The organism is Ulvibacterium sp. (genome assembly GCF_965228935.1).
GTDB lineage: Bacteria > Bacteroidota > Bacteroidia > Flavobacteriales > Flavobacteriaceae > Ulvibacterium.
Genome location: NZ_OZ245846.1, coordinates 3,499,033 through 3,512,269 on the forward strand (window position 1 = coordinate 3,499,033; position 13,237 = coordinate 3,512,269).

Below are 13,237 nucleotides of genomic sequence, written 5' to 3' on the forward strand. Positions count from 1 at the left end.
CTTTCTCTACCTATTCTTGGGAGAAGATTCCTCTCGAATGCTTCCATAGTTTTTTGATTCTTTATATGTTCCTTCCCCTGTCAGGGGCAGGTGTCCGCTATAGCGCGACGGAAGGGGTCGTGCCTATATGTAAACAATAGTACTTTCAAGCAAATGGGAAACCGTGGCTTGACCCGCCCCGTCTTCCCGTTCCGCCCTTGGCGGAACGGAAGCCACCCCTCCCTTAAAAGGGTGGGGAGCTTTTTTTTGTTTTCATATTTTGAATTCTGATTTAAAATGCTCCTTCCCCTTGAGAGGGGAAGGTGTTACGCTTTCAGCGTGACGGAAGGGGTAATTTGTACCAACCCGCTAGACTATTGCCCATTTTCTTTTACTTTTGTCGCGATGGCGACTCACGCCAATACCTTAAGCCACCCAAAAAATAGATATGGAGAAAGTCCGATTGAAAAGAGCATTGAATCCCTTGATGCTCTGGGGACTTGGGGTGGGCTACGTCATCTCGGGAATGTATTTCGGATGGAACCTAGGCCTTGCCGAGGGAGGTACCTATGGCCTGGCCATTGCCACGGCCTTTATCATTCTTATGTACGTTACCTTCACCTTCAGCTATACCGAAATGGCCTGTGCCATACCCAAGGCAGGAGGCGCTTTTGAATATGCCCATCGTGGGCTAGGCAAGCATTTGGGGTTTATTGCCGGTATTGCCCAGAATATCGAATTTATCTTTGCCCCGCCGGCCATAGCGGCCGCTATTGGCGCGTATCTCAATCTGGTGTATCCCACGATCGACATCATGGTTTTTGCTATCGGGGCTTACCTGATTTTTACCATCATCAACGTCCTCGGGGTTAAGCTTGCTGCCTCCTTTGAATTGGTCGTGACCATTTTGGCGGTACTGGAACTCTTGATATTTGCCGGGGTCACCCTTCCGGAATTCGAGATGGCCAACCTAAGCATGAATCCGCTCCCCAATGGTTATGAGGGGATTTTTGCCGCGATACCTTTTGCCATTTGGTTTTTTCTGGCCATAGAAGGGGTGGCTAATGTGGCGGAGGAAGCAATTAATCCCCAACGCAGTATTCTGATCGGGTTTGGGTCGGCCATAGCGACTTTGGTCTTTCTTTGTGTATTGACCTTTGTTTCCGCGGTAGGCGTCGCAGGTTGGGAAGCGGTGGTCTATCCGGAGGGGAGTGATATGCCCTCGGATTCACCCTTGCCCTTGGCCCTTTCCCAAATAGTGGATAGTGGACATTTTCTGTATAAACTCTTGATCGGCATTGGACTTCTAGGCCTGATCGCCTCTTTTCATGGCATTATTTTGGCCGGTGGCCGTGCCACATTTGAATTTGGTCGAAGGGGTTATGCCCCAAAGCCTTTGGGAAAGGTACAATCGCGTTTTAGGACACCTGCAAATGCTTTGGTCTTTAATACCGCCATTGGTATTATAGCCTTATTTACGGGGGCTACGGGAGAAATCATTACCATTGCCTGTTTTGGAGCCTTGGGACTGTACGTGGTATCCATGTGTTCTTTTTTCGCGTTGCGTAAAAAGGAACCGGACATGGAACGTCCCTTTAAAGTGCCCCTGTTCCCGTTTTTCCCAATGGTCGCCTTGGTAATTTCCGTGGTTGCCCTGGTGGCCATGAGCTATTACAACCCGACCTTGGCGGCTATATTTTTTGGTATTGTAGGGCTATCCTATATTTTCTTTCTACTCTTTCTCAATAAAAAAATGGAATGAGCTTCCTGTAACGTTCGGTTTTTTGGCGTAAAGTGATATTTTTATACCGTAGTGCTAGGTAGCGAGGCGCGTTAAAACTTTCAGAATCACTTCTCATGGACAAAGACCAGATTATCAATGTAATACAGGAAGGAAAGTATACCAAGGTAAAGGTGGCCCTGGTGGACATTGATGGAATATTACGAGGTAAGTATATGCATCGGGACAAGTTTTTGTCGGCTGTCGACAATGGATTCGGTTTTTGCTCTGTGGTATTTGGATGGGACATGGAGGATAAGGACTATACCAATGATATCAAAGTAACGGGTTGGCATACAGGTTATGGCGATTTTGACGCCAGGGTGGATTTAAACACTTTTCGTACCATCCCCTGGGAGAAGGATACACCTTTTTTCTTGGTGGATTTTAAAAGCGATAAAGCCGAGGATTTGGCGATGTGCCCCAGAAGTCTGCTTCGAAAAGTTATAGCCCAAGCTCGGGATATGGACTTTACACCCATGTTCTCACAGGAATTTGAGTGGTTCAACTATCGTAAAACCTCGGATTCCCTTAATGAAAAGGGATACCGGGACGTACAGCCATTGACTCCCGGAATGTTCGGGTATTCCATTTTGCGAATGTCGGAAAATCACGAGTATTTTAACGACCTGTTCCACCTATTGGAAGCCTTTGGAGTGCCTTTGGAGGGTTTGCATACCGAAACGGGACCCGGGGTCACTGAGGCCGCTATTCAGTATAGTGGAATTTTAGAGGCCGCCGATAGGGCCGTTCTATTTAAAAGCGCGGTAAAGGAAATAGGGTATCGGCATGGGATTATCCCCAGTTTTATGGCCAAACAGACGAGTACCCTTCCCGGATGTGGGGGGCATATCCATCAGAGCCTTTGGAATTCAACAAGAAAAGAGAACTTGTTTTATGACGAAAAGGCGGTGGATGGCATGAGCCCCTTGATGAAACATTTTTTGGCCGGTCAATTAAAGTGTCTTCCGGAAATATTGCCCATGTTCGCACCCACCATTAATAGTTTCAAACGATTGGTCATCGGCGCTTGGGCCCCGATCAATCAAACTTGGGGGCATGATAATAGAACCTGTTCCCTAAGGGTTTTGTCTTCGAATAGGAAATCGACCCGCATTGAACATCGGGTGGTGGGATCCGATGTAAATCCCTATTTGGCCATGGCCGCTTGTCTTGCCAGCGGATTGTATGGCATTACACACCAGCTGAAATTGGATACTCCGGAAACCAAAGGCAATGGGTATGCGGTTAAAAAGGGCCTATTACCCACTAATCTATGGGAGGCCTCCCAAAGGATGAAAAGGTCAAAAATTGCGAAGGAGCTTTTTGGGGACGATTTTGTAGATCATTTTACAAAAACCCGGGAATGGGAGTGGCAACAGTTTTCGGGGGAGGTTACCGATTGGGAAACCAAACGCTATTTCGAAATTATCTAATATGGATGTAAATCAAGTTTACAGCTTCAATTTTCCTGCTCCCATACGGTTTGGTCCGGGTGCCAGCAAGGAGTTGGCGGATTATTTAAAAAATCATGCCCTTTCAAGACCTTTACTGGTAACGGATGGCACCGTTTCCCAACTGCCTTTTTTTAAGGACATACAACAGGATTTGGAACAAAAAGTATTAAGCGTACAGGTATTTAATGAGATGCATAAAAATCCTGTAAAATCCGATGTGCTTAAGGGCGGAGAGGCCTATCATGAAACCGATCGGGATTGTATTGTTGGGATAGGCGGAGGTGTGGCATTGGACGTGGCACGGGCCATTGCGCTACGAATTTTCCATAAGCGGGATTTGTTCGATTACGACGATTTAATTGGAGGGGATAAATATGTAACCGAAGAAGTCCCCCATTTTGTAACTATTCCCACTACGGCGGGAACCGGAAGCGAAGTTGGGCGAAGTGCCATAATTTCAGAGGACGAGTCCAAAAAGAAAAGAATCCTTTTTAGCCCCAAATTGATGGCGAAAATGGTTTTTGCCGACCCTTTGCTCACTATGGAATTGCCTCCATTTGTTACGGCGGCCACGGGGATGGATGCTTTGACCCATAATATGGAAGCGTACCTGGCCAAAAATTTTCATCCGATGTGCGATGGTATTGCCCTAGAAGGCATACGATTGATTTCCGATTCGTTGGAAATAGCAACGCACAGGCCTGATGTTACATCTAGGGCCAAAATGTTGTTGGCCTCTTTAATGGGGGCCGTAGCTTTTCAAAAAGGCCTAGGGGTGGTACACAGCCTGGCACATCCGCTTTCCAGCCTTTTGGATACGCATCATGGTTTGGCTAATGCGGTTAATCTGCCGTATGGTATGCAATTTAATTATGAGGGGTGTGAAGACCGATTTGATAAAATGGCCGATGCCTTTGGATTGGGAAACAAACAGGGAAATAGGGTAGTGCAGCATCTTTTTGAAATGAACGATACATTGAACCTGCCGATCAAACTATCCGATATCGGTGTCACCCAAGAACACATTGCACAACTATCGGGCCTGGCCGAAGCGGACTTTTGTCATCCAAATAATCCAAGACCCGTAACAAAAGAAGATTTCAAAATGCTTTATACACAAGCTTTATGATTAAAATAGGAATCTCTGCCTGTTTTTTATATCCCGATGGGAATCGAACCGTATTTGGGCCCAAATCCCTTACATATATGGAGAACGACATGGCGCAATATGTCACTCAAAAGGGCGTGTTACCCGTCCTCATTCCCAATGTGAAAGAGGAATTGTTGCATGATATCCTATCGGAAATGGATGGATTTGTTTTTCAAGGGGGGAGCGACATAGCTCCGGAAACCTATGGCGAAAAGCCTTTGGGCAAATGGAAAGGTGATGCCTATAGGGATCGGTACGAACTAAAAATGCTGGATTATGCCATTAAAAACTCCAGACCGGTCTTGGGTATTTGCCGGGGGTTGCAGTTGATGAATGTCTATTTTGGGGGAACCCTTTACCAAGATACGGTGACCCAAAACCAAGAGGCCATGGAACACCGCTCGGCACAATTGTACGATACCATAAAACACCCCATAGTATGGACAGAAGGCACCTTTCTGGCCCAACGCTACGGCAATACAAAGGATTCTTATGTGAACACCGTGCATCATCAGGCGGTTAAGGATTTGGGAGACCATTTGGAAGTGTACGCTACTGCACCCGACGGAATTATTGAGGCATTCGGATATACAAAAGAGCCCAATGGAAAGGTCATGGCAGTTCAGTGGCATCCCGAATTTTCCCATACCCTTAATGGGGAATTGATAGATGCCCATACGCTTTACGATGCGTTTCTAGAACATGTAAAAGACGAACAATGAAGGTAATAAACCCCGCAACTGAAGAAGTCATTACCCAATTGCAGACAATGGATGCCCAAGACTTGCCCCGAATTATAGGGTTCCTTAGGGAAGGGCAAAAAAACTGGGCTAAAAAACCCGTGACGGAGAGGCTGGGCTGTATTATTCGTTTTGGGGAATTGATACAACAGAATTTGGAAGAACTTGCCCATATATTGACTTCGGAAACCGGTAAGCCCCTACAACAATCCCTGAATGAGATCCAAGGGGCACAAAATAGGATCGACCATTTGCAGGACAATGCGGAAAAATGGTTGGCCCCCGAAACTTTGGTCGATTCAGGAAATACCCATGAAAAAATCGAGTATGAGCCTTTGGGAGTAATAGCCAATATATCGGCTTGGAATTTCCCGTACAACGTAGGCTATAATGTTTTTTTGTATGCCCTGACCGCTGGCAATTCCGTTTTATATAAACCTTCGGAATTTGCTTCCTTGACAGGGAAACAATTTGAAAAGTATCTGTGGCAGGCCGGTGTCCCTAAAAATGTATTTCGCTGTGTAATCGGAGGTGGAGACCTTGGGCAGCACATATTGAAAGAAGATCTGGATGGCTACTTTTTTACCGGCTCATATAGGACAGGACTTCATATTGCACGGACGGTCGCCCATAAACTGGTTCCCGTACAGTTGGAACTGGGAGGTAAGGATCCCTTATACGTCATGGACGATGTGGCCCATGTACGGCAAGCAGCCATAAATGCGGCCGAGGGTGCCTTTTATAACAATGGTCAAAGTTGTTGTGCGGTGGAACGGATTTATGTTTCCAGTGCTATTCACGATGAGTTTGTCCAATCTTTGGTGACGGAAGTAAATTCCTATACCGTTGGAGATCCAACGGATCTGGAAACTTATATAGGCCCCTTGACGCGAGTGCAACAATTGGAAGTTCTTACAAATCAGATTGCTGATGCCTTGGATAGGGGAGCCATTCTCAAAACTGGAGGGCAGCGGATGGATCGAAAGGGCTACTATTTTGAGCCCACTGTCTTGGTCAATTGCGACGCTTCAATGAAAGTGATGCAGGAGGAGTCTTTTGGGCCTATTATCGGGATTCAAAAGGTGAGTTCGGATAGCGAAGCTTTGGAGTTGATGAAGGATACCGACTATGGGTTGACCGCCGCAGTTTTTTCCAGTGACCAAAGAAGGGCATTAAAAGTCCTGGAGCGACTTGATGTAGGTACCGCCTACTGGAACTGTTGTGATCAGGTAAGTCCCAATGTACCATGGTCCGGCCGAAAGCATTCGGGACTGGGGGCTACGCTATCGGCCCAAGGTATCCGTGCCTTTGTACAACCTAAATCCTATCATTTAAGACCTTGATTATGAAAATTCCTAGGGATTATAATGAATTTGAAAATTCGCTATCGAATCAAGAAGCGCCTGGTGATTGGCCGGAAAGCCTAAGAGCTTTATGGTACGATGCCAAAGGGGACTGGGGCGCTTCCCATGACATCGCCCAGGAAATGCATACAGATATGGGCAGCTGGATTCATGGATACCTCCACCGCAAGGAAGGGGATGAATGGAATGCCGGGTATTGGTACCGCAGGGCGGGGAAACCTTTTCCTAAAGTTAGTTTGGAGGAGGAACTTAAAGGGATTGTTGAGTTCGTCATCCAAAATCCGTAATACTTTTTATGGGATATATATGTGTTCCTTCCCTAGCAGAGGAAGTTGTCACGCCTATGGCGTGACGGAAGGGGTATTGTCTTAATAATCCGAATATTCCGTAGGGTACAGCAATCGCGTATCATTCCGGGAAACGGTATTCTGGTATTTGGGCATCACCTTTAGCTTTTCCCATTCCGGAGATTCTACAAAGGCCTTCCAATTGGCATCACGGATTTTCCGATCGGCATGGGTGGTCATATACATCAGATTGGGCATATTGGCCCCTGAGAGTACTTCCGCATAAAATACGGCATTGAAATCCAGCTGATCAAAAAGTTCCACCTCTCCTCCAGCATTGAACATGTCCACTTTTTTTCGATATAGATTTTCCGTGGCTGCCTCATAACTGCGTAGTTCATAGATACGGTCCTTTCGGGGACCATCCAATTTTGAAGGTTCCATTTTGGGCATATCCACAAAGGCCTTCATAAAAATGGATTCTATGCGTTTGTAGGGCGCATTATCATGGGCTGCTTCCCAATACGCTTTCCCGGTCTCCTGATGGGCCTTGTCCTTGGCCAGGGTATCGTCCAGTAACCCAAATTCCACAATCGATTTAAAGGGAATCAAGACATAGGTCTGCTTGGGGGTCTCGCCATCATCCTTGGGATGGGGCTTAAAGACACCCACATTTTCAATACCTAAACGTTTTAGGGTTGGCAAGAAGGCATTTTTTAGATAATCGTCCGTACTCTGTTGCTGAGCCTCCGTATCAAACGTATAGATTTTAAGCTGGTAGTATTCCCGGGCCTGGGCATTTAGCGAAAGGGAACAGATAAGGGTAACTACAAAAAGGCCTATTTTTTTCATTGGTCTTGGTTTTTGCTGAAAGATACATCTTTTTGAAAACAGACACTATTTTTCATGGCCTCATAAGGTCCGTAATTGGGGATTACGGTATATCCGTTCTTTTTGTAGAGTGCAATGGCCTCGGGCTGCCGTTTTCCCGTCTCCAAAATACAATGGGTATACCCCAATTCAGCGGTCCATCGTTCCAACTCTTGCAGTATGGCGCTTCCCATTCCAGTTCCACGGGCCTCCGGGATTACGTACATGCGCTTTACCTCCATCATATCGTTTTTGAATTCCTTAATGCCCCCACAGCCCACCGGAATCTCTTCACGGAATGCAACTATGGCATGACCAATATCCGTTATCCCATTGAATTGGTCATAAAAAGCATGGTCTTCTCCATCACGAGTTGCCAGATCCGCATCCAATAGGGCCACGAGTTGAATGAAGTCGGGATGGGAGGAGTCCGTTCTCTTAAATGTTATCATTGGGTAGTGTCTTTTTGCATATCCTTCAAAATATCCCGAATTTCGCCAAGTACCTTGAGCGTTTCTTTTTGGATGTCCTCTCCTTCCCCATGTCCGGGTCTCCTGTTTTCGTTGACAAGCAGTTCCCTTTGATGCAGTACCTGCTTTTTAAAATCCGATGCGTCAACGATTCCGATCAATTTCATATCGCTCCCCTTGAGATTACTATTTCCGGCGGTTTCTATCTTTAAGACACGTAGATCAAGATATTTCAACAAGGGATTTTCAATAAAGGTAAGGTCTTGTATGTTTTCCAAGGGAATAGTCTTTTCCACCTTGAACAATACCCCTTTTTTAAACTCCAAATGTTTTTGGGTCAACGAACATTTGAGGTTTTGGTAATAGCGATGGGACATGGCCTGCCCTAAACCCAAAAACCAGGGCAGGAGCAAGGGGATTCCAGCAACGGAAATGGTCAAGAAAAATGCCACCGTAAGCAAAATATAGGTTTTGATTTTTGGATTAAAAGTGGCTTCCTTTACAATAGGGATGTCAGTGGACATGTGATAGGTAATTTAGATGGTCAATGTAACTCCATTTCCGTTTTTGTTCTTGGCGGCATCCCAATAGAAATCAATTCGGCCTAAATTTATACCAAAACACCCTACTTGGTTTACCAATACGTCTTTGTCATTACGATTTTTGACCACGGTCGGTTTTTCCAAGAATGTATGGGTATGGCCTCCAATGACCAAATCCGAATATCGTGTAGAGGTTGCCAGTTTCACGTCACTGGGTCGGTTTTCATTTTTATACTTATATCCCAGATGGGATAGGCATATAATGAGATCACAGTGTTCGTCTTCCTTTAGAATCCGCTCGCTATCCAACGCCATTTCATAGGGATTTAGATATAGAGTCTCCTTATAATGTTTTTGGTTGACCAAGCCCTCTAATTTAATCCCAAGGCCATATACCCCGATCTTTATCCCGTCCACCGTATACACAGAGTAGGGTTTTGTATGACCGTCCATAAGGGTATTGCTAAAATCATAGTTGGCCGAAAGCAGCTGAAAACAGGCGTTGGGAAGTTGCGCGAGCAAACCTTCGATACCATTGTCAAAATCGTGGTTCCCTATGGTAGCGGCATCATATTTCAACATGCTCATGAGCTTAAATTCCAGTTCACCGCCGTAAAAATTGAAATAAGCCGTGCCCTGAAAAATATCGCCTGCGTCGAACAATAGGGTATTCGGGTTTTCTTCACGAATACGTTGTATCAAGGTCGCCCTCCGCGCCACCCCTCCCAAGTTTGGATAGTTCGAGTGACTTTTGGGAAAGGGTTCAATATGGCTATGTACGTCATTGGTATGAAGAATGGTGATATGCCTTTGCCGTTCGGAACATGAACCCATGGAAAGCCCGCCCAACCCCAACAGTGCAGAGGATGCGGTAGTTTTTGCTATGAAGTCTCGTCGGTTCATTTTCAACTATCAAACACCAAATCCCAAACTCTAATTGAATTTACTGGTATTTGTTATTTGTTTTTTGAGATTTCCCCTTTCATTTTAAACGTACAAATCGGTCATCGATCTTTGGATTTAAAGTGTCCACTTTTCCAAAATAATCAATGAGCATATTGCGAATTTTATAATCGGTTTCAAAGACCTCAAGGGCCTCCTTAAAGAATAGCATATTGTCCCCTCCGGAAACCAGATAGCTGGATGTTGCAATATAATAGATGCGCTTATCATCAATAGGTTTTCCCTGAACAGTGGCGGATGAAAGACTTCCGTCCCGGTTGAGGACAACCTGCATCCCGGAAATAGGATGCGCGCGTCTCATTCGCACCAAATAGGACACCAAATCCCGAACCGAGGTTCCCTTGAGTGCTACGACAGTAACCGCATTTTCAAAGGGCATAACTTCATAGGCGTTCCGAGCCGATACCTTGCCCTTGGAAAGGATAGACCGGATACCTCCGTGATTGAACAAAACAAAATCAATGTCCTTTCCGGTACGGGATTTAAAAATGGACCGGGTTTCGGAGAGCATGATATCCGCCAACAGGTTTCCGGCACTGGTATTGTATTCACCGTCCCCTTTCGAGATTTTTTTGGGGGCATAGGCCAGGGCACTGTCCAACACCTGGTTCAATCGCTTACTATATGGATGGAGAAAAGCTTCCACGGAATCCGATGAAATTAACGAATTATCTATTTGTACCTGGGTGGCTTCTAGTTTTGTGAGTACAGGCGGATTTTGCTTACAAGCCAGCAAAGAACTAATTGTTATAAATGTAACAAAATGTTTCATTTTTAAAACCCTAAACCTTTTTATCTTAGCAAATGGATATGCGTGGATATTCTTTACATTTGTGGAACCCCGTTTTTGAAAATCAAGGACTTGAATACCTACAAAATGTAAAAGTAAATGTTTAAGGGAATAAAAGATAAATTCAAGCATAAATCCGCCGTTAAATTTCTTAAGGAAGAAATGGACAAACCTGCACCGATCGTAAATCGGAGCAGTGGTATAACCTCGGTAGGTTGTATTGTGGATCTGGATAAATTTGATAAGGCCGAGGTTTTTTTCGAGTTTGTGGAGGAATATAAATTACGCCCGAATGCCGTAAAAATCATTGGGTACAAAAGTTATTATGATAAGAATTCCCCCTATTCTACGCCGGTATTCTCCGATAAGGATTTGGGTTGGAACGGAAATATTGAAAACAGTTATGCCCTTGAGTTTTTGAGTAGGGAATATGATTTATTGGTCAATTATTTTGATGAGGAGAATTTGCTCATCCAGTTGATGAGTATAAAGGCGAAGGCCCGGGTCAGGGTAGGATTCAAAACTGTAGATCAAAGCTTTAATGATATCATATTAAATTCACCCTTGGAGGATTTTAAGACTTTTAAAATGGAACTGAAAAAGTACTTGGGCGTACTTAACGAGATTTGATGATGGATACTATAAAAGGTACTGGTGTTGCTTTAGTGACTCCCTTTAACAAGGATTTTTCAATAGATACCGAAGCCCTTGGACGCATCGTTGACTATTGTGTTGATGGTGGGGTGGATTATCTTGTAGTATTGGGTACTACCGGCGAATCCGTTACCTTGAACAAGGCCGAGAAGAAAGTGGTCATGGAGGCGGTTATCTCTGCAAATGCCGGAAGGCTGCCCTTGGTTTTGGGTATCGGCGGAAATAGTACCTACCGGATCGTTGATGAGGTAAAGGCCTTTGAATCCGAGCATTTTGAAGCCATACTTTCCGTCTCACCATATTATAACAAACCTACGCAAGAAGGGATTTACCAGCATTTTAAGTCCATTTCCGAGGTCACCAATAAGCCTATAATCCTGTATAACGTACCGGGCAGGACAGGTAGTAATATGTTGCCGGGTACGGTGCTTCGGTTGGCCAACGATTTTGAAAACATCGTTGGCATTAAAGAGGCTTCGGGCGATATGATCCAAGTGATGGACCTTATACAGAAAAAGCCCAAGGATTTCATGGTCATTTCCGGAGATGATATTACCGCACTGCCAACCGTTTTGGCCGGTGGATCTGGGGTGATTTCCGTTTTGGGACAGGCCATTCCCAGAGAATTTTCAACGATGATTCGCTTGGGTCTTGAAAATAGGCCGGACGATGCCTACGCATTACATTATAGACTACAAGAAGGGATGTCCCTTATTTTTCAAGAGGGTAATCCTGCCGGTATCAAGGCGGTTTTTGAGATATTGGGTCTATGTGCCGCAACGGTTCGCCTGCCCCTGGTAGAAGCAACACCACAATTGAAGCAAATTCTAAAGGACTTTGTCCGACCTTTTAGTGAGGTTCATGCCTAAATCGTTTGGATTCAGAACGTTAAATCTTAGCCAAAATATAAGGAACAAGGAACATAGGCGTTATTTTAGCGGTATATAATTTGTTTTTTATATCCATTAAGAATTCCTAATTTTGCAAAATGTTTTCGAAAATCGGTCGACTTTCCTACGTAGTAATAATGGCAATTATTGTATTTGCCCTTCAGTCCTGTAGTGAATATCAAAAAGTACTTAAAAACGAAGAAGTGAAGCCAAAATATGATTTGGCCCAAAAGTTCTATGAAGAGGAAGACTATAAACGAGCCAATCGTTTATTTGAACAAATAGCTCCCAAATATGTAGGAAAGCCACAAGGGGAACGGGTCATGTTCTTTTTGGCAAACACCTACTTTAAGCGAGGGGATTTCAATATGGCCGGCTACCAATTTGAACGGTTTATAAAGTCGTATCCCAAAAGTGACAAAGTACCCGAAGCCTCATTCCTGGGTGCCAAAAGCTATTATGAACTATCTCCCGAATATTCCTTGGACCAAACGGATACGGATAAGGCCTTGGCAAAATTGCAAACCTTTATAAACACCTATCCAGATTCGGAATTTTTTCCGGAAGCCAATGATATGGCCCAGGAACTTACCACAAAAAAGGAAAAAAAGGCTTTTGAAATTGCCAAGCAGTATAACAAGTTGGGTGAATTCAACTACGATATGTTGAAGTCGGCAGTCGCCTCCTTGGACAATTTTGTCTCGGATTTTCCAGGTTCCATATATCGGGAAGAGGCTCTGTACGTAAAGGTCGAAGCTACCACTAATCTGGCGTTAAACAGTTTTGAGTCCTTAAAACCTGAACGATTACAGACGGCAAAAGCCGCGTACAATGTGTTGAAAAAGCAATATCCGGAAACCAAATATGCGGAAGAAGCGGACAATCTTTTGGAGACCATAGAAAAGGAACTCGCCAACAGCACGGTACTAAACGATAACAAGGAAGCTAAATAACATTATTCCACATGAATATGAATGATTTAAAGAATTCAAAGGCTCCAGTCTCTACCATTACCATCAACAAGAACGAGTTTGATGCCAAAACGGACAACATTTATGAGGCTATATCCATAACCGCTAAAAGAGCGATACAGATAAATTCTGAAATTAAAAAGGAACTGTTGGAAAAACTGGAAGAGTTCGCTACCTACAGCGACAGTTTGGAAGAGGTTTTTGAGAACAAGGAACAAATAGAAGTATCCAAATTCTACGAGAAATTACCAAAACCCCATGCCTTGGCCATAGAGGAATGGTTACAGGACAAGATATATCATAGGAATACGGAGAAAGACGTTTAGTATC

Annotated in this window: 15 protein-coding genes; 10 read left to right on the forward strand and 5 right to left on the reverse strand. The window is 44.5% G+C overall.

The features are described 5' to 3' along the window. The first annotated feature begins 427 nt into the window (after positions 1-427). From eat to ACO06Y_RS14835, 6 genes are all read left to right on the forward strand, one after another. A complete protein-coding gene (gene eat / locus ACO06Y_RS14810; RefSeq protein ID WP_422079762.1) occupies positions 428-1,741 on the forward strand; it encodes an ethanolamine permease in 1,314 nt (437 codons plus the stop codon). 95 nt (positions 1,742-1,836) lie between these two features. Continuing rightward, on the forward strand, positions 1,837-3,195 hold the full coding sequence (locus ACO06Y_RS14815; RefSeq protein WP_422079763.1) for a glutamine synthetase family protein: 1,359 nt from the start codon (positions 1,837-1,839) through the stop codon (positions 3,193-3,195). Between the two features lies 1 nt (position 3,196). After that, positions 3,197-4,345: an iron-containing alcohol dehydrogenase gene (locus tag ACO06Y_RS14820; protein WP_422079764.1), complete on the forward strand. Its 1,149-nt coding sequence runs from the start codon at positions 3,197-3,199 to the stop codon at positions 4,343-4,345. Beyond that, positions 4,342-5,088: a gamma-glutamyl-gamma-aminobutyrate hydrolase family protein gene (locus ACO06Y_RS14825; RefSeq protein ID WP_422079765.1), complete on the forward strand. Its 747-nt coding sequence runs from the start codon at positions 4,342-4,344 to the stop codon at positions 5,086-5,088. The genes ACO06Y_RS14820 and ACO06Y_RS14825 overlap by 4 nt, the downstream gene beginning before the upstream one ends. Beyond that, positions 5,085-6,449 (forward strand): aldehyde dehydrogenase family protein, encoded by a 1,365-nt coding sequence (locus ACO06Y_RS14830; RefSeq protein WP_422079766.1) that lies wholly within the window; start codon positions 5,085-5,087, stop codon positions 6,447-6,449. Before ACO06Y_RS14825 ends, ACO06Y_RS14830 begins: the two co-directional genes overlap by 4 nt. Positions 6,450-6,451: 2 nt before the next feature. Then, positions 6,452-6,757: a hypothetical protein gene (locus tag ACO06Y_RS14835; RefSeq protein WP_422079767.1), complete on the forward strand. Its 306-nt coding sequence runs from the start codon at positions 6,452-6,454 to the stop codon at positions 6,755-6,757. 81 nt (positions 6,758-6,838) lie between these two features. Here ACO06Y_RS14835 and ACO06Y_RS14840 read toward each other — a convergent pair whose 3' ends face one another. The 5 genes from ACO06Y_RS14840 to ACO06Y_RS14860 form a co-directional block, all read right to left on the reverse strand. Continuing rightward, positions 6,839-7,609, reverse strand: a complete 771-nt coding sequence (locus ACO06Y_RS14840; protein ID WP_422079768.1) for an NIPSNAP family protein — start codon at positions 7,607-7,609, stop codon at positions 6,839-6,841. Continuing rightward, positions 7,606-8,079 carry a GNAT family N-acetyltransferase gene (locus ACO06Y_RS14845; protein WP_422079769.1) on the reverse strand — a complete coding sequence of 158 codons (474 nt, stop codon included), beginning with the start codon at positions 8,077-8,079 and terminating at the stop codon, positions 7,606-7,608. The genes ACO06Y_RS14840 and ACO06Y_RS14845 overlap by 4 nt, the downstream gene beginning before the upstream one ends. Next, positions 8,076-8,621, reverse strand: a complete 546-nt coding sequence (locus ACO06Y_RS14850; protein ID WP_422079770.1) for a PH domain-containing protein — start codon at positions 8,619-8,621, stop codon at positions 8,076-8,078. Before ACO06Y_RS14850 ends, ACO06Y_RS14845 begins: the two co-directional genes overlap by 4 nt. Positions 8,622-8,633: 12 nt before the next feature. Beyond that, positions 8,634-9,542, reverse strand: coding sequence for a metallophosphatase (locus ACO06Y_RS14855; protein WP_422079772.1), 909 nt, complete (start codon positions 9,540-9,542; stop codon positions 8,634-8,636). Positions 9,543-9,621: 79 nt separating this feature from the next. After that, entirely contained in the window at positions 9,622-10,374 is a 753-nt protein-coding gene (locus tag ACO06Y_RS14860) for a 5'-nucleotidase C-terminal domain-containing protein (protein ID WP_422079773.1), read from the reverse strand. Positions 10,375-10,491: 117 nt separating this feature from the next. Between ACO06Y_RS14860 and ACO06Y_RS14865 the strand changes: the two genes are divergently transcribed. From ACO06Y_RS14865 to ACO06Y_RS14880, 4 genes are all read left to right on the forward strand, one after another. Next, positions 10,492-11,022 carry a DUF6913 domain-containing protein gene (locus ACO06Y_RS14865; RefSeq protein ID WP_422079774.1) on the forward strand — a complete coding sequence of 177 codons (531 nt, stop codon included), beginning with the start codon at positions 10,492-10,494 and terminating at the stop codon, positions 11,020-11,022. Positions 11,023-11,024: 2 nt separating this feature from the next. Beyond that, positions 11,025-11,915, forward strand: coding sequence for a 4-hydroxy-tetrahydrodipicolinate synthase (gene dapA, locus ACO06Y_RS14870; protein ID WP_422084184.1), 891 nt, complete (start codon positions 11,025-11,027; stop codon positions 11,913-11,915). Between the two features lie 119 nt (positions 11,916-12,034). After that, positions 12,035-12,889 (forward strand): outer membrane protein assembly factor BamD, encoded by an 855-nt coding sequence (locus ACO06Y_RS14875; RefSeq protein ID WP_422079775.1) that lies wholly within the window; start codon positions 12,035-12,037, stop codon positions 12,887-12,889. An 11-nt stretch (positions 12,890-12,900) separates the two neighbouring features. After that, a complete protein-coding gene (locus tag ACO06Y_RS14880) occupies positions 12,901-13,233 on the forward strand; it encodes a DNA-directed RNA polymerase subunit omega (protein WP_422079776.1) in 333 nt (110 codons plus the stop codon). Positions 13,234-13,237 lie beyond the last annotated feature (4 nt).

What these genes read in the sequence shown, in the direction of transcription:
- ACO06Y_RS14850 (WP_422079770.1), bottom strand. Translation starts at nt 8,621, where the DNA reads ATGTCCACTGACATCCCTATTGTAAAGGAAGCCACTTTTAATCCAAAA.
- ACO06Y_RS14845 (WP_422079769.1), bottom strand. Translation starts at nt 8,079, where the DNA reads ATGATAACATTTAAGAGAACGGACTCCTCCCATCCCGACTTCATTCAA.
- ACO06Y_RS14840 (WP_422079768.1), bottom strand. Translation starts at nt 7,609, where the DNA reads ATGAAAAAAATAGGCCTTTTTGTAGTTACCCTTATCTGTTCCCTTTCG.
- ACO06Y_RS14880 (WP_422079776.1), top strand. Translation starts at nt 12,901, where the DNA reads ATGAATATGAATGATTTAAAGAATTCAAAGGCTCCAGTCTCTACCATT.
- ACO06Y_RS14820 (WP_422079764.1), top strand. Translation starts at nt 3,197, where the DNA reads ATGGATGTAAATCAAGTTTACAGCTTCAATTTTCCTGCTCCCATACGG.
- ACO06Y_RS14875 (WP_422079775.1), top strand. Translation starts at nt 12,035, where the DNA reads ATGTTTTCGAAAATCGGTCGACTTTCCTACGTAGTAATAATGGCAATT.
- ACO06Y_RS14830 (WP_422079766.1), top strand. Translation starts at nt 5,085, where the DNA reads ATGAAGGTAATAAACCCCGCAACTGAAGAAGTCATTACCCAATTGCAG.
- eat (WP_422079762.1), top strand. Translation starts at nt 428, where the DNA reads ATGGAGAAAGTCCGATTGAAAAGAGCATTGAATCCCTTGATGCTCTGG.
- ACO06Y_RS14860 (WP_422079773.1), bottom strand. Translation starts at nt 10,374, where the DNA reads ATGAAACATTTTGTTACATTTATAACAATTAGTTCTTTGCTGGCTTGT.
- ACO06Y_RS14855 (WP_422079772.1), bottom strand. Translation starts at nt 9,542, where the DNA reads ATGAACCGACGAGACTTCATAGCAAAAACTACCGCATCCTCTGCACTG.
- ACO06Y_RS14835 (WP_422079767.1), top strand. Translation starts at nt 6,452, where the DNA reads ATGAAAATTCCTAGGGATTATAATGAATTTGAAAATTCGCTATCGAAT.
- ACO06Y_RS14825 (WP_422079765.1), top strand. Translation starts at nt 4,342, where the DNA reads ATGATTAAAATAGGAATCTCTGCCTGTTTTTTATATCCCGATGGGAAT.
- dapA (WP_422084184.1), top strand. Translation starts at nt 11,025, where the DNA reads ATGGATACTATAAAAGGTACTGGTGTTGCTTTAGTGACTCCCTTTAAC.
- ACO06Y_RS14815 (WP_422079763.1), top strand. Translation starts at nt 1,837, where the DNA reads ATGGACAAAGACCAGATTATCAATGTAATACAGGAAGGAAAGTATACC.
- ACO06Y_RS14865 (WP_422079774.1), top strand. Translation starts at nt 10,492, where the DNA reads ATGTTTAAGGGAATAAAAGATAAATTCAAGCATAAATCCGCCGTTAAA.